Source organism: Actinoplanes rectilineatus (genome assembly GCF_000962825.1).
In the GTDB taxonomy this organism is placed as follows: Bacteria; Actinomycetota; Actinomycetes; order Mycobacteriales; family Micromonosporaceae; genus Actinoplanes; species Actinoplanes rectilineatus.
Window position 1 is genome coordinate 160,966 of the sequence record NZ_JZKF01000009.1, and the last position, 19,907, is coordinate 180,872.

General features: G+C 69.9%; 18 protein-coding genes. 11 read left to right on the forward strand and 7 right to left on the reverse strand.

Annotated elements, in window-relative coordinates:
- Positions 1 to 30 precede the first annotated feature (30 nt).
- The gene (gene leuE / locus WH85_RS10195; RefSeq protein ID WP_052720288.1) at positions 31 to 681 is read right to left on the reverse strand and encodes a leucine efflux protein LeuE; all 651 of its coding nucleotides are present in this window, start codon (positions 679 to 681) and stop codon (positions 31 to 33) included.
- Positions 682 to 715: 34 nt separating this feature from the next.
- Entirely contained in the window at positions 716 to 1,954 is a 1,239-nt protein-coding gene (locus WH85_RS10200; protein WP_045741506.1) for a bifunctional pyridoxamine 5'-phosphate oxidase family protein/GNAT family N-acetyltransferase, read from the reverse strand.
- A gap of 79 nt (positions 1,955 to 2,033) precedes the next feature.
- Here WH85_RS10200 and WH85_RS10205 point away from each other — a divergent pair, with 79 nt between their 5' ends.
- The 6 genes from WH85_RS10205 to rny all read left to right on the forward strand — a co-directional run bounded on the left by WH85_RS10205 (position 2,034) and on the right by rny (position 9,070).
- Positions 2,034 to 3,380, forward strand: coding sequence for an aminotransferase class I/II-fold pyridoxal phosphate-dependent enzyme (locus WH85_RS10205; RefSeq protein WP_045741507.1), 1,347 nt, complete (start codon positions 2,034 to 2,036; stop codon positions 3,378 to 3,380).
- A gap of 64 nt (positions 3,381 to 3,444) precedes the next feature.
- A complete protein-coding gene (locus WH85_RS10210; RefSeq protein WP_045741508.1) occupies positions 3,445 to 4,107 on the forward strand; it encodes a UdgX family uracil-DNA binding protein in 663 nt (220 codons plus the stop codon).
- Between the two features lie 36 nt (positions 4,108 to 4,143).
- Positions 4,144 to 4,344 (forward strand): DUF3046 domain-containing protein, encoded by a 201-nt coding sequence (locus WH85_RS48590; protein ID WP_083448907.1) that lies wholly within the window; start codon positions 4,144 to 4,146, stop codon positions 4,342 to 4,344.
- Positions 4,345 to 4,539: 195 nt separating this feature from the next.
- Positions 4,540 to 5,586, forward strand: coding sequence for a recombinase RecA (gene recA, locus WH85_RS10215; RefSeq protein ID WP_045741509.1), 1,047 nt, complete (start codon positions 4,540 to 4,542; stop codon positions 5,584 to 5,586).
- A gap of 17 nt (positions 5,587 to 5,603) precedes the next feature.
- Positions 5,604 to 6,320 carry a regulatory protein RecX gene (locus WH85_RS10220; RefSeq protein ID WP_045741510.1) on the forward strand — a complete coding sequence of 239 codons (717 nt, stop codon included), beginning with the start codon at positions 5,604 to 5,606 and terminating at the stop codon, positions 6,318 to 6,320.
- A 1,037-nt stretch (positions 6,321 to 7,357) separates the two neighbouring features.
- Positions 7,358 to 9,070, forward strand: coding sequence for a ribonuclease Y (rny, locus tag WH85_RS10225; protein ID WP_045741511.1), 1,713 nt, complete (start codon positions 7,358 to 7,360; stop codon positions 9,068 to 9,070).
- Positions 9,071 to 9,468: 398 nt separating this feature from the next.
- Here the strand turns inward: rny and WH85_RS10230 are convergent, their stop codons facing one another.
- From WH85_RS10230 to WH85_RS10245, 4 genes are read right to left on the reverse strand one after another with little or no spacing between them, the layout of a single operon-like run.
- Positions 9,469 to 10,437 carry an amino acid ABC transporter permease gene (locus WH85_RS10230; RefSeq protein WP_045741512.1) on the reverse strand — a complete coding sequence of 323 codons (969 nt, stop codon included), beginning with the start codon at positions 10,435 to 10,437 and terminating at the stop codon, positions 9,469 to 9,471.
- Complete coding sequence (locus WH85_RS10235; RefSeq protein WP_045741513.1) at positions 10,434 to 11,144, reverse strand: amino acid ABC transporter permease; 711 nt, start codon at positions 11,142 to 11,144, stop codon at positions 10,434 to 10,436. Before WH85_RS10235 ends, WH85_RS10230 begins: the two co-directional genes overlap by 4 nt.
- Before the next feature lie 43 nt (positions 11,145 to 11,187).
- Complete coding sequence (locus WH85_RS10240; protein WP_045741514.1) at positions 11,188 to 12,069, reverse strand: glutamate ABC transporter substrate-binding protein; 882 nt, start codon at positions 12,067 to 12,069, stop codon at positions 11,188 to 11,190.
- Between the two features lie 59 nt (positions 12,070 to 12,128).
- Positions 12,129 to 12,872 (reverse strand): amino acid ABC transporter ATP-binding protein, encoded by a 744-nt coding sequence (locus tag WH85_RS10245; protein ID WP_045741515.1) that lies wholly within the window; start codon positions 12,870 to 12,872, stop codon positions 12,129 to 12,131.
- Between the two features lie 135 nt (positions 12,873 to 13,007).
- Here WH85_RS10245 and WH85_RS10250 point away from each other — a divergent pair, with 135 nt between their 5' ends.
- Positions 13,008 to 13,496 (forward strand): hypothetical protein, encoded by a 489-nt coding sequence (locus WH85_RS10250; protein ID WP_045741516.1) that lies wholly within the window; start codon positions 13,008 to 13,010, stop codon positions 13,494 to 13,496.
- Between the two features lie 21 nt (positions 13,497 to 13,517).
- A complete protein-coding gene (miaB, locus tag WH85_RS10255) occupies positions 13,518 to 15,032 on the forward strand; it encodes a tRNA (N6-isopentenyl adenosine(37)-C2)-methylthiotransferase MiaB (RefSeq protein ID WP_045741517.1) in 1,515 nt (504 codons plus the stop codon).
- A gap of 467 nt (positions 15,033 to 15,499) precedes the next feature.
- Here miaB and WH85_RS10260 read toward each other — a convergent pair whose 3' ends face one another.
- The gene (locus WH85_RS10260) at positions 15,500 to 16,708 is read right to left on the reverse strand and encodes a DUF349 domain-containing protein (RefSeq protein WP_045741518.1); all 1,209 of its coding nucleotides are present in this window, start codon (positions 16,706 to 16,708) and stop codon (positions 15,500 to 15,502) included.
- Positions 16,709 to 16,889: 181 nt separating this feature from the next.
- On the opposite strand from WH85_RS10260, the gene miaA reads away from it, so the two are divergent.
- The 3 genes from miaA (at position 16,890) to WH85_RS10275 (ending at position 19,776) form a co-directional block, all read left to right on the forward strand.
- Positions 16,890 to 17,798, forward strand: coding sequence for a tRNA (adenosine(37)-N6)-dimethylallyltransferase MiaA (gene miaA, locus WH85_RS10265; RefSeq protein WP_245673877.1), 909 nt, complete (start codon positions 16,890 to 16,892; stop codon positions 17,796 to 17,798).
- Positions 17,799 to 17,993: 195 nt separating this feature from the next.
- Entirely contained in the window at positions 17,994 to 18,821 is an 828-nt protein-coding gene (dapF, locus tag WH85_RS10270; RefSeq protein WP_045741559.1) for a diaminopimelate epimerase, read from the forward strand.
- A gap of 226 nt (positions 18,822 to 19,047) precedes the next feature.
- Positions 19,048 to 19,776 carry a glycerophosphodiester phosphodiesterase gene (locus WH85_RS10275; RefSeq protein WP_045741519.1) on the forward strand — a complete coding sequence of 243 codons (729 nt, stop codon included), beginning with the start codon at positions 19,048 to 19,050 and terminating at the stop codon, positions 19,774 to 19,776.
- The last annotated feature ends 131 nt before the right edge of the window (positions 19,777 to 19,907 follow it).

Here is a 19,907-nt window from a genome sequence, read left to right on the forward strand (position 1 = left end):
CCCTGCCGTCGCGGTGGCCGGTTCGACCCGTCATCCCGCCGTTGCGGTGGCCAGTTTGATGCTGAAGCCCACGAAGAGCGCGCCCACGCCGGTGGCCGCGCCTGCCGCCAACCGCCGGCGTTCCCGGAATTGCCCGGCCAGGTAGCGCCCGCCGAAGATCAGCGCGCTCAGGTAGAGCGTGCTGAAGAACTGCACGACCGCCCCGAGCACCAGGAACGACAGCTCGGGATGGGGGTAGCCGGGTTGCACGAACTGGATGAAGAACGAGACGAAGAACAGGATCGCCTTCGGGTTGACCAGGCTGATCAGGGCCGCCCGCCGGAACGGCTGCCGCATGTCGACCGGCTCCTCCGCGGGCGGGGCCGTCGGCTCGGACCGGCTCCGCCACTTGTCCCACGCCCCGCGGAGGATGCCGAAGCCCAGCCAGGCGAGGTAGGCGGCGCCCGCGTATTTCACGACCAGGAACAGCGCGGGGTAGGTCCGTAGCAGGGACGCGACCCCGGACGCCGAGAGGATCATGAGCACCGCGTCGCCGAGGAGGACGCCGCCGGCCGCCTGGTAGCCGGCCCGTACACCGCGGCGCGCCCCCACCGACAGCACGAAGATCGAGTTGGGCCCGGGCAGCAGCACGATCGCCACCACACCCAGCACGTACGTCCAGAAATCCGTTATACCCAGCACCGGCCGGTCCCTCTCCACGCGGTGAAAGCCATGATCATCCGGCGTCCAGGCGGTCGCGCAGACGCCGGGCCGCCGCCGGCCACTCCTCGACCGTCATGGCGAACAACACGGTGTCGCGCCAGGTGCCGTCGGGACGCAGCCGGTGGCGGCGGATCACACCGTCACGGCTGGCGCCGAGCCGGGCGATGGCCTGCTGGGACCGTTCGTTGCGGATGTCGGTGTACCAGAAGACGCGCTCCGCCCCGAGCACGTCGAACGCGCGCTCCAGGAGCATCAGCTTGGCCTCGGTGTTGACGCCGGTCCGCCACCACCTCCGGCCGACCAGGGTGTGGCCGATGCCGACGGCCTTCCGGTCGGTGTCGATGTCGTGATAGGAGGTCATGCCGATCACCGTGCCGGTCGCCGGGTCGACCTGGGCCCACGCGGCCCGGCGGCCCTCCCACTGGTCGCGCAGCGCGGTCGTGATCTCGTCGGCCAGCTCCGCCGGTGAGGCCGGTCGCGGCCGGGGCAGGAACCGCCAGACCTCGTCGTCGTCGAGCGCCTCGAACAGTCCGGGCAGGTGTCCCGGAGTGAGCGGCTCCAGCCGGACGTGACGGCCCGTCATGACGGCCGGCGTCTGCCAGGCCGACGGGGCGCCGGGCAGGTAGGCCGGGGGAGCGGCGGTCACCTCGGGCTCGGTCACCGGCGGTCCGGCCACGGTCCGCAGCGGGAGGACGCCGGCCCAGTGCGGCAGGTCCCGGTCCTCCGGGTCGTCGACGGCGCCGGCCGCGCGCTCCCGCACCGAGACCTCGACCAGCGGAAGCGCCAGCACGCTGGTCTGGGCCAGCTCCTGCCGGGAGGGTGGGCGGCTGTCCGCGGCCCGGCCCGCGCCGACCTTGTCGGCCAGCACGGCCAGGAAGCGGGCCTTCTCCGCCGGGTCGGTGACCGGGCGGGCGACGCCGACGACGACCACCGACCGGTAGTTGGCGCTGTGGTTGAACTGGGACCGCGCATAGACCAGGCCGTCGAGGAGGGTGACCGTCACGCACACCGGGATGCCGTCGCCACGTGCCGCGAGGGCCATCCGTGCGCCGGTCGATCCGTGCAGGTAAAGGGTGTCGCCCACCCGGACGTGCAGGTTGGGCAGGACGCGTGGCTCACCGTCGACCACGAAGCCGACGGCGCAGTCGTAGGCCTCGTCGAGGATCGCGTGCGCCTTGTCACGCTGGTAGCTCATCCTCTGGCGGTAGCGGGTGGCCGTGGTGCGTTCGGTGGGGGTGTAGAGGTCGGTCATGGGTGCCTCCGCCGGGTCGATCATGGTGCAGCGGTGCCTCGAGTTGCAGGGATGCTTGTGCTAGTACAGAATGGCCGCTGTGGCAGCACAGTATCAGGTCAACGGGAGCAACGCCGCCGAGATTTCGGCGAGCATCGAGGCCGGCATCCGGGGCGGCCACTTCCTCTTCGGGACGTCCCTGCCCGCGGTGCGGATCCTCGCCGGGGACCTGCGCGTCAGCCCGGCCACGGTCGCCCGCGCCTATCAGGACCTGCGGCAGCGAGGCGTGGTCGAGAGCGAGGGGCGCAAGGGCACCCGGGTCCGGTCCCGGCCCGCGCTGGCCCTGCTCCGGTCCGACCTGCGGCCGTCGATCCCACCGGGGATGCGCGACCTCTCCTCCGGCGAGCCCGACCTGCGTCTCCTGCCCCGGCTGGGTCCCGCTCTCCGTGCGGTGGCCGACCGCGGCGAGCCACCGAGGGGATACGCGCCGGAGAGCGTACTGCCGGAGCTGGCCGCCGCCGCCCGGTCGCGGCTGCGGGCCGAGGGCATCCCGGTCGACGGCGCCGCGATCACCGTGACCGCGGGCGCGCTCGACGCGATCGAACGCCTGCTCCTCGCCCACCTGCGCCCCGGTGACGCGGTCGCGATCGAGGACCCCGGCTGGGCCAACCTGATCGACCTGCTCGCGGCGCTCGGCCTGCGGCCGGTGCCGGTCGCCGTCGACGAGCAGGGCATCGACCCGGCCGCTCTGGCCGGTGCGCTCCGCGCGGGGGCCCGCGCTGTCGTGGTCACCGTCCGGGCGCAGAACCCGACCGGCGCCGCCACCGGAGCCGACCGGGCCGTCCAGCTCCGCGAGTTGCTGACCGGTCATCCGGGGGTGCTGGTCGTCGAGGACGACCACGCCGCCGAGCTGGCCGACCGTGAGCCGCACTGCATCGGTCCGGTGACCAGTTCCTGGGCGTTCGTCCGGTCCGCCTCCAAGCCGTTCGGGCCGGACCTGCGGATCTGCGTGGTCGCCGGGGACGAGACGACCGTCGCCCGGGTGGCCGGGCGGATGCGGCTCGGGATGGGCTGGGTTCCGGCGCTGTCCCAGCAGATCCTCCTCCACCTGTGGCAGGACCCGGAGGTCACCGCCCTGGTGGCCGGCGCCGCCAGGGCATATGCGCAAAGTCGCACCGCCCTTCGCGACGCCCTACTCGCCGCCGGTGTGCCCGCGCGGGGGGAGACCGGCATCAACGTCTGGATCCCGGTGCCCGACGAGACCCGCGTGGTCTCGGCGTTGCGGGACGAGGGCATCGCGGTGGCGCCCGGCTCGCTGTTCCGGATCGGGTCCGGGCCCGGCATCCGGATCACCGTCAGCACCCTGGCGGAGGCGGAGATCCCGGTCGTGGTGGCCGCTGTCGAGGCGGCGATCCGCCCGCGCGGGGTGGTGTCACCGATGCGGTGAGGGTGTCCCCCGACAGGGGCGGGGCGGTCGTCACGGTGACGAACGGCACGGGTAGAACGGTGGGATGCCATGGACCGAGGCGCCCGCCGGCGCGCAGCAGTGGGTGCCCCCGCACCCGCAGAGCATCGACGCCCTGAAACAGTCCGCCGCCGACTGCCGGGGCTGTGAGCTGCATGAGAACGCCACCCAGACGGTGTTCGGCCGGGGCGCCCCGCACGCCCGGATCGTCTTCGTCGGCGAGCAGCCCGGCGACGTCGAGGACCGGCACGGCCTGCCGTTCGTCGGCCCGGCCGGCCGGCTGCTGCGCGAGGCCGTCGACGACGCCGGCATCGACCCGGCCGATCTCTACATCACCAACGCGGTCAAGCATTTCCGGTTCGAGATGCGAGGCAGCCGCCGCATCCACCAGAACCCGGGGCCGACCCACATCGCCGCCTGCCGGCCGTGGCTCGTGGCGGAGTTCTCGTTACTCAATCCGCAGATGGTGGTGATTCTGGGGGCGACGGCCGGACGGGCCCTGCTGGGGTCGTCGTTCCGGGTGACCCGGGACCGCGGCAAGCTGATGTCGTGGCCGGCCGCGTCCGAGCATCCGGAGGACTTCCCAGTCGCCGAGATCCAGGCGCTGGCCACGTTCCATCCGTCGGCGGTGCTGCGGGCCGACGACCGGGAGACGGCCTACCGCGTGCTCGTCGACGACCTGCGGACGGCCGCCGCGGCGGTCGCGTAGAGATCGACCGCGCCGCCTCTTGGGTAGGCTCGGGCGGTGCGGTTGACAGAATTCTGGGGACGACTCGAGCAGTCGTTCGGATCCGGTTATGCCCGGAGCATCGCGGCGGATCAGGCGTTCTCGGCGCTCGACGGCCGGACCATCAACGAGGCGATTGCTCAGGGTGTCGAAACCGTTACCGTCTGGCGCGCGGTGGTGGCGGCATACCCCGATCGTGTGCCCTCGCGACTACGCTGAGCTGCTTTAGAACGTTTGTTCTGGCGTGTCACTCGATCGTCGTACAGGTGTTCGGCTATTGTCCACAGCGGCTCGGCCATCCACAGCCGGAGGTGGGGTGGATGATTTTTGTCGTACCCACCGCATACCGTGTCGGCCGTGGTGAACAAGAGCTCTTCGACGAAGAACGCGAAGTCGAATACAGGGGTGGCGGCAATGGCAGCAGGACCGGATAGGGAAAAGGCGCTCGAACTCGCGCTGGCACAGATCGACAAGCAGTTCGGCAAGGGCTCCGTGATGCGGCTCGGGGAGCGGCCGGTCGTGCAGACCGCCGTCATCCCGACCAGCTCCATCGCCCTCGACATCGCGCTCGGCGTCGGCGGCCTGCCGCGCGGCCGGGTCGTCGAGGTCTACGGCCCGGAGTCGAGCGGTAAGACGACGGTCGCCCTGCACGCGGTCGCCAACGCGCAGAAGGCCGGTGGGCTCGCGGCGTTCATCGACGCCGAGCACGCTCTCGACCCCGACTACGCGCAGGCCCTCGGTGTCGACACCGACGCCCTGCTCATCTCGCAGCCGGACACCGGTGAGCAGGCGCTCGAGATCGCCGACATGCTGATCCGCTCGGGCGCCCTCGACATCATCGTCATCGACTCGGTCGCCGCCCTCGTGCCGCGTGCCGAGATCGAGGGTGAGATGGGCGACAGTCACGTCGGTCTGCAGGCGCGACTGATGAGCCAGGCGCTGCGGAAGATCACGGGTGTGCTGAGCAACACCGGCACCACGGCGATCTTCATCAACCAGCTCCGCGAGAAGATCGGCGTCATGTTCGGCTCGCCCGAGACCACGACCGGTGGCCGTGCGCTGAAGTTCTACGCCTCGGTCCGGCTCGACGTGCGCCGCATCGAGAGCCTGAAGGACGGCACCGACGTGGTCGGCAACCGCACCCGGGTCAAGGTCGTCAAGAACAAGGTGGCCGCGCCGTTCAAGCAGGCCGAGTTCGACATCATGTATGGCAAGGGCATCTCGCGGGAGGGTTCGCTCATCGACGTCGGCGTCGAGCAGAGCATCGTCCGTAAGTCCGGTGCCTGGTACACGTACGACGGCGACCAGCTCGGCCAGGGCAAGGAGAAGGCCCGGGAGTTCCTCAAGGAGAACCCGGACGTCGCCGCCGAGATCGAGAAGAAGATCCTCGAGAAGCTCGGCGTCGGCCAGAGTGCCAACGACGCGGCCGGTGGCCCCGAGCTGCCGCCGGTCGACTTCTGATCGGCGGGTAGTCCGCGATGGCCGGACGACGTGGCGCACGGTCCGGGCGTGGATGGGATGCCATCCCGCCCCGGGCCGGCGCTGACGCGCACCCGGACCAGGACTCCCGGGATGCCGACGCCCGCCCGGGCCGGAATTCCCGGGGTGCCGACGCGCGCCCAGATCGGAATTCCCGGGGTGCCGACGCGCCCCGGCCCGAGCCGCGGGACGAGTCCGAGGTGGCCCGGGAGATCTGTCTGCGCCAGCTCGCCGTCCGCCCCCGGACCCGGGCCGAGCTGGCGAAGGCCCTGACCCGCAAGGAGATCTCCGACGAGGTGATCGCCGAGGTCCTCGACCGTTACGACGAGGTCGGCATCATCGACGACGCCGCGTTCGCGCGCGCCTGGGTGTCCAGCCGGCACCACGGCCGAGGGCTGGGCCGGCGCGCGCTCGCCAACGAGCTGCGTCAGCGTGGGGTGGATGCCGAGGTGGCCACCGAGGCCCTGGAGGCGGTCGACGACGAGGCCGAGGCGGAGACCGCCCGTGCCCTGGTCGACCGGAAACTCCGTACCGCCCGGGGCGCGCCGGATGCCGTGTTCCGCCGCCTGGTGGCGATGCTCGCCCGCAAGGGCTACCCGGCCGGCGTGGCGATCCGGGCCGTCAAGGACGCCTTGGCCGAGCGGGATGCCGAGGCCGCCGAGTTCGCCGACAACCTGGATGCCGACGCCCTGGCCGACGAGGCCGCAGGGCAGTGACGCGGGCCGGTTCGACACCGGCCCGCCCTGATCGCGAACAGCCGGTAATGGCCCGATCTACGCGGCTCCCACCGATATAGTCCTGATGTGAGGATCCTTCCTCTGTCATCCCTTCGGCGGGATCTTCCGTGGCGTCCACGTGGCCGTGGCGGTGGAGCCGGCCACCACATCACCCGTTCTTGTCACGCTCCGTGTTGCATTCCCTCGCTCTCGCGGCAGGGGCCGACCCGTCGAGGCGGCGCTGAGGCAGAGGTGGGGCGGCGACTCGAGGGCGTCATCGCACGGTACGCCGGAAATATCCCGCTGAGATCGTGAGCTGGGCGTAAGCGCGTCTGTGCCGTACGTCCTATCCGCTGCCGAATCATGAGTCCTTGACCGAAGCGGTGCTTGCGACCTAGCCTCGCGTTACACAAGGTTTGTTCGACCATTGCAAGCAACAGACACAACATAGATCGCATTACATTACGGCATCACTTGAACTTGCACGGATGCAAGTTCGATGCGCCCGCCGGCCGCTGACCGCGTGGCCGGCGGCATGACATACCGGCGGTCAACCCCACAACTCCACACACTCTGATCCGAGCGGCACGTGGCCGGCCCGGAGCCGGGAGGCATACCCGATCCGCGGGTCTCCGGGCTCCTGAGTCGACCGCGGCAGGGAGACTCGTACCGGTTCTCAGCCGACAGCCGAAAGGCCGGCGGTGGAGAAGCAACCGGAGACGGCCGGAATCCGGCAGGTGTATGCCGACTCCGGCACATGCCGATCTCGCTGCCGTATCGAGCCGACCCGCGACGGACACGCCACGAGGGCACCCGCTGACCGGCGGGTGCGCGACGAGGGCGCGTCCCGATCGGGCGTGCTGCGGCGGCGTGGCGGACGCCGGAGCCGGACGTGCCCCACCACGGGTGCGCGCACGGGAGGAGAGTGTCGGGCCCGGGGCCCGGTGCCGTCTGCGGTCGTCTGTCTTTGGTCGGGCATCCCGCACATAGCCCGCGCGCGTGCACACCGCGCCGGCGGCGAAGGGAGACGCGGCGAGATGACCCCCGAGTACTGGGTGCTCGTAGTAGCGATCGTCGTGCTCGCCGTATCCGTGACAGTCGGTCTGCTCCTGGGCGCCCGTGCCCTGCGCCGGCTCAGCGCGGACCGCCAGCACGCGCAGGACCGGGTCGGGGACGCGCAGGCCAAGGTGGCCGCCGCGGACGCGAAAGCAGCGACCGTTCGTGCGGAGACCGCCGCCGCGAAGGCCGAGGCGTCCTCCGCCCGTGCCGAGGCCCGCCGGGTTCTGGAAGCCGCGCACACCGAGGCCGACACCATCCTGGAGCACGCCCACCGGCAGGCCGAGTCGGACGCCGAGCAGGTCCGGGCCGCGGCCCGGCGCTCCGGCGAGCGGGAGATCGCGCTGCTCAACGCCACGGTCAAGGAGCAGTCCGCGGAGGTGGAGCGCCGCGCCGCCCGCATCGACGAGCGGGAACGCCTGCACGCCGAGGAGGTGGAACGCCTGCTCGAGCGGGAACGCCGCCTCACCACGCTGGAGTCCGACCTCAGCTCCCGCGAGTCGGAGTTGACCGCCCGCGAGGCCGAGGTGGCCCGCAACGAGGAGGTCAAGCGCCGTGAGCTGGAGCGGATCGCGGGCCTGACCGCGGACACCGCCCGGGTCGAGCTGATCGACGCCATCGAGGGGCAGGCGAAGCGCGAGGCGGCGATCCTGGTCCGCGACATCGAGACCGACGCCCGCAACACCGCGGACACCCGCGCCCGGCACATCGTGGTCGACGCGATTCAGCGGATCGCGAGTGAACAGACCGCGGAGAGCGTGGTCAGCGTGCTGCACCTGCCGAGTGACGAGATGAAGGGCCGGATCATCGGCCGGGAAGGCCGCAACATCCGGGCCTTCGAGTCGACCACCGGGGTCAACCTGATCATCGACGACACCCCGGAGGCGGTGCTGCTGTCCTGCTTCGACCCGGTGCGCCGGGAGGTGGGCCGCCTGACGCTGGAGAAGCTGGTGCTCGACGGCCGGATCCACCCGCACCGGATCGAGGAGGTCTTCGAGTCGGCCAAGAGCGAGGTCGACCGGCTCTGTGACCGGGCGGCCGAGGACGCGCTGGTCGACGTCGGGATCACCGACATCCACCCGGAGATGGCGAAACTGCTGGGCCGCCTGCGCTACCGCACCAGTTACGGACAGAACGTGCTGAAGCACCTGGTGGAGACCGCGCACATCGCCGGCATCATGGCCGCCGAGATGGGCCTGGACGTGGCGACCATGAAGCGCGCCGCGTTCCTGCACGACATCGGCAAGGCGCTGACCCACGAGGTGGAGGGCAGTCACGCGCTGATCGGTGCGGACCTGGCTCGCAAGTACGGCGAGCACGAGGACATCGTGCACGCGATCGAGGCACACCACAACGAGGTGCCGCCGCAGACCATCGAGGCGGTGCTGACCCAGGCCTCGGACGCCTGTTCCGGTGGCCGCCCGGGCGCGCGCCGGGAGAGCCTCGAGGCCTACGTCAAGCGCCTGGAGCGGATCGAGGAGATCGCCGGCGGCAAGATCGGCGTCGAGAAGGTCTTCGCGATGCAGGCCGGCCGCGAGATCCGGGTGATGGTCCGCCCCGACGACATCGACGACATCGGCGCCGCGGTCCTGGCCCGCGACGTGGCGAAGCAGATCGAGGAGGAGCTGACCTACCCCGGCCAGATCCGCGTCACGGTCGTGCGAGAGTCCCGAGTCACGGAACTAGCCCGATAAGACCTTTCCGAGGGTACGAGCCACACCTCACCAACCGCACCACCACCGCCCCGGAGCCGGCGGCGCCCGGCACCCTGCCCACTCCCGGCCGCCCGCGCCCGCCGGCTCATGCCCCAGCCCAGGCGTGTTGAGTTGGGGCGTTGAGGGCGCCCGAATTCACCACGGTGGTGGGTGTGTGTTGAGTTGGGGCGTTGAGGGCGCCCGAATTCACCGCGGTGGTGGGTGTGTGTTGAGTTGGGGCGTTGAGGGCGCCCGAATTCACCACGGTGGTGGGTGTGTGTTGAGTTGGGGCGTCCACGGCGCCCGAAATCAACACGCGGAGGGTTTTCTGCGCTGACGGACGGCAACGGCCGCCCACCCCGAGAGGTGAGCGGCCGTTTGACCGAATCTGATGGCGCCTAGACGCCGCTGGCACCGCCCTCGGCCTGTGACACCAGTGCCACGGCCGGCGGGTTCTGGGTCGGCGTGTCCGCCGTCTTGCGTCCCCGGGCCAGGCGCCGCTGCACGTACTGGGCGAGCTTGGACAGCGAGTAGTTCACCAGGATGAACAGCACCGCGATCACGATGTAGACCTGGATCGGGTTGCTCAGCGCGCCGATGATCTGCTTGCCGATGTTCAGGATCTCCTCGTAGCTGATGATGAAGCCCAGCGAGGTGTCCTTGAGAACCACGACCAGCTGACTGATCAGGGCCGGCAGCATGATCCGGAAGGCCTGCGGCAGCAGCACGATGATCGTCGTCTGCAGCGGGGAGAGGCCGATTGCGGCCGCCGCCTCGCGTTGTCCCGGCGGCAGGCCCTCCATGCCGGAGCGCAGGATTTCGGCGATGACCACGGAGTTGTAGATGGTCAGGCCGATCACCAGGTAGAACAGCGTGTCCATGGTGATGCCGAACTCCGGCAGCCCGCGGGCCACAAAGAAGATCGTCAGGACCACGGGCAGGCCGCGGAACACCTCGATGCAGACCCGGGTGACCGCCGAGAGCAGCCAGCTCAGACCGCGCAGCAGGTAGGAGACCGGCGTTGCGAACCCGGTGAACCGGCGCTTGACCAGGGTTTTGAGCTGGATCCGCAGGACCGCGACAAGCGTGCCGATCGCCAGCGAGCTGACGATCGCGAGCGCCGCGGCGGTCAGTGTGTTGACGATGCCGACGGAGATCCGGTCCCAGACGGCGCTGAAGTTCTCGTTGCCCGGGTCGATCAGCGGGCCCCAGAGCTCCAGCGTGAGCTGGCCCTTCTCGTCCATGGGCAGGTAGACCAGGAAGTACGCCCCGACGAGGATCAGCAGACCGACCAGGATGCTCAGGACCAGGGTCAGTCGGCGCTGCCGCGGTCCGGGTACGTCGTACAGCACGCTCTGCTGGCTCATCGGGCGGCCACCGCCTGCCGCCGCTCGATCCGGTCGAGGAGGGCGCCGAGGGGCACGGTCATGATCAGGTATCCGATCGAGATGCCGATGGCGACGGGCACGAAGGCGAATCCCTCCGCCGAGGTGAGCTGGTCGGCGCTCTGCGAGAGGTCACCGACCACGCCGAAGAAGCCGATCAGTGCCGAGTTCTTGATCATCGCGATGATCACCGAACCGAGCGGCACGATGCAGGCCTTCCACGACTGCGGCAGGACCACGAAGCGCAGGTTCTGGGTGAAGGTCATGCCGATCGCCCGGGCCGCCTCGGCCTGGCCTGGCGAGACCGCGTTGACGCCGGAGCGGAGCGCCTCACAGACGAAGGCGGCGGTGTAGAGCACCAGCGCGATCAGGGCGAACCGGAAGTAGGGCAGGTCGGTGCCGAGCCGGGTGAAGACCTGGTCCAGCACCGGGATGCGCAGGAAGTCGGCGTTGGAGCCGAGCACCGGCAGACCGAACGCGGCGAAGAACATCACCACGGTCAGCGGCATGTTGCGGAAGACGGTGACGTACGCCGTACCGAGGGCTCGCAGCGGCGGCACCGGAGAGATTCGCAGTACCGCCACGACGGCGCCCAGCACGAGGGCGCCGATCGCGGCGAGCACGCAGATCTGGAAGGTGAGCCAGAAGCCGCCCGCGAAGACGTCGAACCTGTCGATGAGCACATTCACGGGTCGAACTTCCTCCCCAACTTCTGATCAGTGACGGTGAATGTCAGTACTTGTCGACGGTCGGGGCGGTGCCGAGCTCCGCGCCGAACTTGCCGGCGGTGTCGTCCCAGGCCTTCTTCCAGCTACCGTCCTGGAACGCCTTCTCCAGGGTCTCGTTGATGAAGGTGCGGAACGCGGTGTCCTCGAGCTTTACACCGATGCCGTACGGCTCCTTGGTGAAGTTCTCGCCGGCCAGCTTGTACTTGCCCTCGTTCTTGGCGATGTAGCCGAGGAGGATGACGTTGTCCGTGGTCACGGCGTTGACCTGGCCACCGTCGAGCGCGGTGACGCACTTGTCGTAGGTGTCGAAGAGCACGACCTGCGAGGCGACGTCCTTGACGTAGGTCTTGATCGTCTCGGCCGGGGTCGAGCCGGTGACCGAGCAGACCTTCTGCGTGCCGTCCTTGAACGAGTCCGGCCCGGTGATCGCGGCGTCGTCCGCCTTGACCAGGATGTTCTGGCCGGCCTCGTAGTACGGCCCGGCGAACGCGATGCGCTTCTTGCGCTCGTCGTTGATCGTGTAGGTCGCGACGACGAAGTCGACGTTGCTGTTGACGATCGCGTCCTCACGGACCTTCGACGGCGTCTCGACGTACTCGATCTTGTCCTCGGCGATGCCGAGTTCCTTGACGATGATCTTCGCGACCTCGACGTCGAAGCCCTCCGGCTTGCCGGAGAGGCCCTTGAGACCGAAGCCGGGCTGGTCGAACTTGGTGCCGACCTTGATCGAACCCGCCTTGTTCAGCTTCTCCATCGTGCTGCCCGCGGCGAAGGTCTTCGCCTCGCCACCGCTGCTTTCGGTGGAGTCGTCGCTACCGCCACAGGCGGCGATGCCGAACGAAAGGGCCGCAACCGTGGCCAGTGCGGCTACGCGCGTGAAACGCATATCTCTGTTTCTCCTTCTTCGATCGGGCAGCCGCGGGGGCGGCGGACCCGAGGGGCACGTCAGTGCGTGAGGATCTTGGAAAGGAAGTCCTTGGCGCGGTCGCTCTGCGGGTTCGCGAAGAACTCCGCGGGCGGCGCCTGCTCCACCAGCTGGCCGTCGGCCATGAAGACCACGCGGTTGGCCGCGTGCCGGGCGAAGCCCATCTCATGGGTGACGACCACCATGGTCATCCCCTCTTTGGCCAGCGACGTCATCACGTCCAGCACCTCGCCGACCATCTCCGGGTCGAGCGCACTGGTCGGCTCGTCGAACAGCAGCGCCTTGGGCTGCATGGCGAGCGCGCGGGCGATCGCCACCCGCTGCTGCTGACCGCCGGAGAGCTGAGCCGGATATTTCTCCGCCTGACTGGCGATGCCGACCCGTTCCAGCAGCGACAGGGCCCGCTCACGGACCACTGCCGTCTTCTCCTTACGCACCTTGACCGGACCCAGCATCACGTTCTGCAGGATGGTCTTGTGTGCGAACAGGTTGAAGGACTGGAAGACCATGCCGACCTCGCTGCGCAGCTTGGCAAGAGCCTTGCCCTCAGCCGGCAGCGGTTGTCCGTCGAAGATGATCGAGCCGGAGTCGATCGGCTCCAGCCGGTTGATGGAACGGCACAGCGTCGATTTGCCGGACCCCGAAGGTCCGATCACGACGACCACCTCGCCGCGCGCAACAGACAGGTCCACGTCCTGCAGCACGTGCAAGGGGCCGAACCACTTGTTGACGCCCACAAGGTCGATGAGAGCCTCGTCTGTCACCCCTGGTCCATCCGCTCGTCGGTTCACTCGAATGCACACACCCTAGGGGTCGCTCCGTATCGGATTGTGTCGAGAATGGTCACGGAGCGGTAACGCAGCCGGTCCGGGGCTCGAGGGGTGTACACCATGATGGGTATGGCGGACGGCTTCCTGGCGGACGACCTCTGGAACTGGTGTGCCGCGGGACGAATCGACCCCGGCCGGGTGCGCGGCGCCCTGGCCGGCGCCCTCGAACGCCCGGTCCTCGACCTCGGACCACCCGGCCCTGCAGGCGCTCTGCTCTGCGACGTCTATCACGTCGGCGGTGACCTCCCGACCGTGATCGACGTCTATTTGGCCCCCTCCGACGTCGCCGAGGAGACCGTCGCGAGCGCCGTTGCGGTCCGGCTCGGCGTCGCGGTCCTGCTGCCCGACGACACCCTCAACCCGTCGCGGTACGTACTCGCCGAACCCGACGGGACATTACGCGCCGTACACGTCGACGAACGGGAGACCGACGACGGTGTGGAACGCCGGCACGTCCGGCCGTGCACCGGAGCCGACCCGGCCTGTGTGCTGGCCGACGGGTGTGGCCGTTCGCGCTTCAAACCGACCCCCACGCCGGAGCGTCCCGCTGCGGCTTAAGAGGTAGCGTGGTTCATTGCCATGACTACCGAGATGCAGGGCAGCGCCCACCAAGAAACCGGGCAGCGCACCTATGACGTGCGCACCTACGGCTGCCAGATGAACGTGCACGACAGCGAGCGGATCTCCGGCCTGATGGAGGACGCCGGTTACATCCGGGCCGCCGCCGCGGACACGGCCGACGTGGTCGTCTTCAACACCTGCGCCGTCCGCGAGAACGCCGACAACCGTCTCTACGGCAATCTCGGCCACCTGCGCCCCACCAAGGTCAAGAACCCGGGCATGCAGATCGCCGTCGGTGGCTGCCTGGCGCAGAAGGACCAGGGCGAGATCGTCAAGAAGGCGCCCTGGGTCGACGTCGTCTTCGGCACCCACAACATCGGCTCGCTGCCCACCCTGCTGGAACGCGCGCGGCACAACGAGGAGGCCCAGGTCGAACTCCTCGAGTCGCTCGAGGTCTTCCCGTCGACGCTGCCCACCAAGCGCGAGTCGAACTACGCCGGCTGGGTCTCCATCTCGGTGGGCTGCAACAACACCTGCACGTTCTGCATCGTCCCGTCGCTGCGCGGCAAGGAGAAGGACCGCCGCCCCGGCGAGATCCTGGCCGAGGTCCGTGCCCTGGTCGCCGAGGGCGTCTCCGAGGTCACCCTGCTCGGGCAGAACGTCAACTCGTACGGCGTCGAGTTCGGCGACCGGCTGGCCTTCGGCAAGCTGCTGCGCGCCTGCGGCGAGGTGGACGGCCTGGAACGGGTCCGGTTCACCAGCCCGCACCCGAAGGACTTCACCGACGACGTGATCGCCGCGATGGCCGAGACGCCGAACGTGTGCCACTCGCTGCACATGCCACTGCAGTCCGGCTCCGACCGGGTGCTCAAGGCCATGCGCCGCAGCTACCGCCAGGAGAAATACCTGGGCATCATCGAGAAGGTCCGGGCCGCGATGCCCGACGCCGCGATCACCACCGACATCATCGTCGGGTTCCCGGGCGAGACCGACGAGGACTTCGAGCAGACCCTCGAGGTGGTCCGCAAGGCACGCTTCTCCAGCGCCTTCACGTTCCAGTACTCCAAGCGTCCCGGCACCCCCGCCGCGACCATGGAGGAGCAGGTCCCCAAGAAGGTCGTCCAGGAGCGTTACGAGCGCCTGATCGCCACCCTCGAGGAGATCAGCTGGGCGGAGAACAAGAAGCTCGTCGGCGAGAAGGTCGAGGTTCTGGTCGCGGTCGGCGAGGGCCGCAAGGACGAGCGGACCGGCCGGATGAGCGGACGGGCCCGCGACGGCCGCCTCGTGCACTTCGCCACCGGCGAACTCACCGGCCCCCTGGCCCCGCGTCCCGGCGACATCGTCGAGACCGTGATCACCTACGCCGCCCCGCACCACCTGAACGCAGACGGCGCTCCGCTCAGCCACCGGCGCACCCGGGCCGGCGACATGTTCGAGACGGGCCGCACCCCGAAGCTCAAGGGCGTCTCACTGGGCCTGCCGACGATCGGCGTCCCGGCTCCGCTGCCGCCCGCCGACGGCTGCGCCATCTGACGCTGCTCTGAGGCCGACGGCCGCGCTGCTCTGAGGCCGACGGCCGCGCTGCTCTGACGTCGACGGCCGCGCCGCCGTGACGTCGCCTCTGGCCCGACAGATCCGCTAGACAGGGGATTTGTCGGGCACGGGTGCCCGTCGAGGCAGGAGCCGTCTGATCGGGCTGCCAGTGCCGCCCTTGGGCCAGCCGCCCCTGGACCAGCTGCTCTTGGACCAGCTGCTCTTGGACCAGCTGCTCTTGGACCAGCTGCTCTTGGACCAGCCGCGTCTGACCAGCCGCGTCTGACCAGCCGCGTCTGACCAGCCGCGTCTGAACGGGCCGTCAACGTGAACACGTGACGGCCGTCCGGGCGGGCGTGTGGCGAGCACGGGTTGATGCCGCCGCTACGGGAGTGCTTTCGGGCGTACCCCGGAAACGCCGAAGGCGGCGGACAACGGCCCGCCGCCTTCGCGCGAAAGCGCAACCCTCAGCTGGTCTGCTCGGCCAGGGCGAGGAACTGCTTCTTCGAGGTGAGCGCCTGCTCGGCCTCCTTGATCCGGCGGTTGTCGCCGGCCGCCTTGGCCCGCTCCAGCCGCTGCTCGGCCTCCGCCACCTGGTCGCGCATCTGGCGCAGCAGCGGGTTGTCCTGCGGGCTGGTCTTGCGCCACGCGGAGTCCATCGCGACCCGGATCCGCTCCTCGGCGGCACGCCAGCGGCGGTCCAGCGAAGCGGCGGCCTCCCGCGGCACCCGTCCGGCGTCGTGCCAGGCGGCCTGCGCGTCACGAAGCTTGTTCTGCGCGGCGCGGGCGTCCGCGTCCACGTCGACCGCCTCGAGCTCGGCCAGGATGGCCTGCTTCTTGTCCAGGTTGCCCTGGTACTCCGCGTCGCGGGCCGAGAAGACCTCGCTGCGGCGGGTGAAGAACGCGTCCTGAGCGGCCCGGAAACGTTCCCAGAGGCGCTGCTCGGCCTCCTTGGCGGCACGGGGCGCCGCCTTCCACTCCGTCATCAGGTCCTTGAGACGGTTGGCAGTGGTGTTCCACTCGTCCGAGCCGGAGATCGCCTCGGCTTCCTTGACCAGCTCCTCCTTGGCGGTCTGCGCCTGCTTGCGCTGACCGTCGAGGGTGGCGAAGTGGGCGCCACGGCGGCGGGTGAAGCCGTCCCGGGCGGCGGCGAACCGCTTCCACAGCTCACCGTCGGTCTTCTTGTCGACGCCGCGGATGGCTTTCCACTCGTCGAGGATCTCCTTGAGCCGGTCGCCGGCCGTCTTCCACCCGGTGGCGTCGGCGGCGATCTTCTCCGCCTCCTCGACCAGGGCGGTCTTGCGGGCCAGTGCCTCGGTCCGGGCCACCTCGCGGGCGGCGCGGGCCTCCCCGGCCTTCTCCTCGGCGAGGGCGGACAGGCGCTCGAGGCGGGCGCCGAGCCCGTCGATGTCACCCACCACGTGCGCCTCGTCGAGCGTCGTGCGCAGGCGCTTGACGCTGGTCAGCGAGTGTGACGCGTCGGCGGCGCCGGACTTGAGGCGAGCCTCGACGAGGTCGACCTCGGTCACCAGGTCCTCGAATCGCCGAGCGAAGTGGGCCAGCCCCTCCTCGGGGGTGCCCGCCTGCCAGGAGCCGACCACCCGGTCACCCTCGCCGGTCTTCACGTACACGGTGCCGTCGGCATCCACGCGCCCGAAGGTCGTCCAGTCGTTCATGAGCTCATCCTCGTCCTCCCGGCGTCACCGGCCCGAACCGGGCCCGTGGCCACCGCCACAGCGCAGTCTGAATGCCAACCTTCCCACCGGCATTCTTTCTCGCGCATTGTCACAGGTCCAACCCGGTTAGGGGAAAGCTCCCGCCGACGACCGTGACACAACGGTGTCCTACGGTTGGTTCGTGCCGTTCCGGACAGGTCGCAACGTGGTCACCGTCGTCGGTCCGACGGCGGCCGGCAAGTCGGCTCTGAGCATCGCTCTCGCCCACGAGCTGGGCGGTGAGGTGGTCAACGCGGACTCGATGCAGCTCTACCGCGGGATGGACATCGGCACCGCCAAGCTGACTCCGGCGGAGCGTCAGGGCGTACCCCATCATCTGCTCGACATCTGGGACGTGCGCGAGCCGGCGGCCGTCGCGGAGTACCAGCGGCTGGCCCGCGCGGCGATCGACGACATCCTCGGCCGGGGACGGGTGCCGCTGCTGGTCGGTGGCTCCGGTCTCTACGTGCGCGCGGTGCTGGAGGACTTCGAGTTCCCCGGCACCGACCCGGTGATCCGGGCGCGGCTGGAGGAGGAGCTGGCCGAGCGGGGTTCCGGGGTGCTGCACGAACGTCTGCGCGACCGCGACCCGGAGGCGGCCGGCAAGATCCTGCCGTCGAACGGGCGGCGTGTCGTCCGGGCGCTCGAGGTGATCGAGCTGACCGGCCGGCCGTTCACCGCGTCGCTGCCTGATCCGAAACCGGTCTACGACGCCGTCCAGGTGGGCGTCGAGCGGGACCCGGCCGACCTGGACGAGCGGATCGCCCGGCGTGTCGACCTGATGTGGGAGGCGGGCCTGGTCGACGAGGTCAGGGGGCTCGACGGCATCCGGGAGGGCCGGACCGCCCCGCACGCACTGGGCTATCGGCAGGCGCTCGCGCAGATCGACGGCACGCTCACCGAGGAGAGTGCAAAAGCGGACACGGTGCTGCGGACTCGCCAGTTCGTCAGGCGTCAGCGGTCCTGGTTCCGCCGGGATTCGTCGATCGTGTGGCTGGACGGCGCCGACCCGTCGCTGGTCCGTGCCGCGCTGGCGCTCCTGGAGGACTGACCTGCCCGTCGAGGGCTGACCTGCCCGTCGGGTTGATGTGCCGGAAGAGGGACGTCCGCCGCTCCGGGAACCAGGCGACGGAACGGATGACGGAACGGACGACGGGAGAGGCGACGGGGCACGTGACCGAGCCGGCCCTCCCGGCGCGCTGATGCTCTTGGCGGGTTGACAGGAGCTTGCGCGATGATGGGCGGCGTGCGTTTTACCAAGGGCCACGGAACTGGCAACGACTTCGTCATCGTCCCCGACCCGGACGGGGAGCGGGACCTGTCCCCGGAGCGCGTCGCGGAACTCTGCGACCGCCGGTTCGGCATCGGCGGTGACGGCGTGCTGCGGGTGGTGCGCAGCGCCAAAATTCCGGAGGGCGCCGGTCAGGCCGGTGCCGCCGAGTGGTTCATGGACTACCGCAACAGCGACGGCTCGGTCGCCGAGATGTGCGGCAACGGCGTCCGGGTGTTCGTCCGTTACCTGATCGAGAACGGACTCGCGACCCCGGGACCCGAGGGTCTGCCGGTGGCCACCCGAGCCGGGATCATGGTCGCGCTGGTCGAGGGGGCGTCCATCCGGGTGCGGATGAAGACCCCTTCGGTGTACGCGGGAAGCACCGCGACCCTGGGCGCCCTGACCGTCCCGGGTGTGGCGGTGGACTGCGGGAACCCGCATCTGGTCTGCGGCCTGCACGACGGGGTGACCCTGGATTCCCTGGATCTGACGACGGCCCCCGGTCACGACGCCCGGGTGTTCCCGTCCGGGGTGAACGTCGAGTTCGTCGAGCCGGCCGAGCCGCTCGACGGCCGGGACGGGCACGTCCGCATGCGGGTGCACGAGCGCGGCTCCGGCGAGACTCTGTCCTGCGGGACCGGTGCGCTGGCGGTCGGCGCGGTGGCGTTGCGCGACGCCGGGCTGGACCGGGGTTCGGTCGCCGTGGACGTTCGGGGTGGCCGTCTGGTCGTCACCCACGACGAGTCCGGCTGGTGGCTGGCCGGCCCGGCGGTGCTGGTGGCCGACGGCGAGGCCCGCTGATGCCCGGTCCGCTGATGCCCGGTCCTGCTGTTCGCCTTCGGTGCGCTCGTCCACTGATCATGCGTTCGCAGCCGGATCGTTCGCATTCGGGTCGTTTGCTGTCGGTTCGTGCTCAGGAGACTCGTCTCCGGACGGCCGGTGTTCAGGTCGCTTGTCTTCCGACAATTCGCTCTCGGGCCGTTAGTTCTTCGGGCGGCCGGGAGACTCGGATCGGCGGGATGCGCTGATGCTGCATCGCGTCGCGCACCGGGGCTACTCCGCGGTCGCGCCGGAGAACACGCTGCCCGCCTTCGCCGCCGCGGTCCGGGCGGGCGCCACGTTCGTCGAGTTCGACGTGCGGGTGACCGCCGACGGTGTGCCCGTGGTGATTCACGACCGGACGGTCGACCGGACCACGTCGGGGCACGGCCGGGTGTGGGAGTTGCGGCACGACGAGATCGCCGGGCTGGACGCCGGTTCGTGGTTCGGGCCGGAGTTCGCCGGCCTGCGGGTACCGACCCTGGCCGAGACCCTCGATCTGCTGCTCCCGGCCGCCGCCGAACTGCTCGTGGAGATCAAGTCACCGGCCACGCTCGCCGAGGTCAAGACGATCGTGGACCAGTTGGCCGAACGGGACCTGCTGAGTCGTACGGTGCTGCAGAGCTTCGACCCGGACGTGGTGCGCAAATGCCGCGAGGTGGCTCCGGAGGTGCGCCGGGGCCTGCTGCTGTTCCGGTTCGACGCCGAGACGTCGTCGCTGGCCGCGGAGACGGGCGCGATCTTCTGCAATCCGCCGGTCGACGACGTACTGGGCGGTCCGGCGGTGATGGCCGAGTTGTCGGCGGCCGGCATCGGCGTCATGCCCTGGACCCCGAACGACATGTCACAGTGGCCGGCCCTGGTCGAGGCGGGGGTGTCCGGCCTGATCACCGATCGCGTGGGCGAGCTGACCGGCTGGTCCCGCGCCCACCCGTAGCGCCCCCAATCCCCACACACGTCGACGTCTGTGGCGTTTTAGGACGCTGTGGGCGGCCGAAGTCACCACGATGGCTGAGATGTGTGGTGAGTTGGGGTGCTGCGGGCGGCCGAAGTCACCACGCGGGGTGG